The sequence below is a fragment of the Sedimentitalea sp. XS_ASV28 genome (genome assembly GCF_041224545.1).
Classification (GTDB): Bacteria; Pseudomonadota; Alphaproteobacteria; order Rhodobacterales; family Rhodobacteraceae; genus Sedimentitalea.
Window position 1 is genome coordinate 1 of sequence record NZ_JBGFGP010000048.1, and the last position, 309, is coordinate 309.

At 63.8% G+C, this 309-nt stretch carries 1 pseudogene; it reads left to right on the forward strand.

Going from position 1 to position 309, the window contains the following annotated elements:
* Positions 1-309: pseudogene (locus tag AB9K34_RS01255) on the forward strand (transposase); the annotation flags it as partial.

Sequence of the window (309 nt, forward strand, 5' to 3'; positions counted from 1 at the left end):
GAAGAGTTCGGCAAGTGGTCGTCGGTCTATCGCCAGTTCCGGCGCTGGACGCTGGCCGGGCTCTGGGAGCAGATCATGGACGCACTGAACGAAAGTCGGCTGGTTCCCGATGCCCTGCAACTGATAGACAGCACCGTAGTTCGCGCCCATCATCAGGCAGCGGGCGCGAAAGGGGGACTCCGCGACAGGGTTTCGGCCGTTCAAGGGGTGGCTTCACGACCAAGATCCACCTCCGCGTTAACGGCGTCGGCCTGCCCATGAGGTCGGAGATCACGCCGGGGCAGACATCGGACTACCGGGGCTTCGATC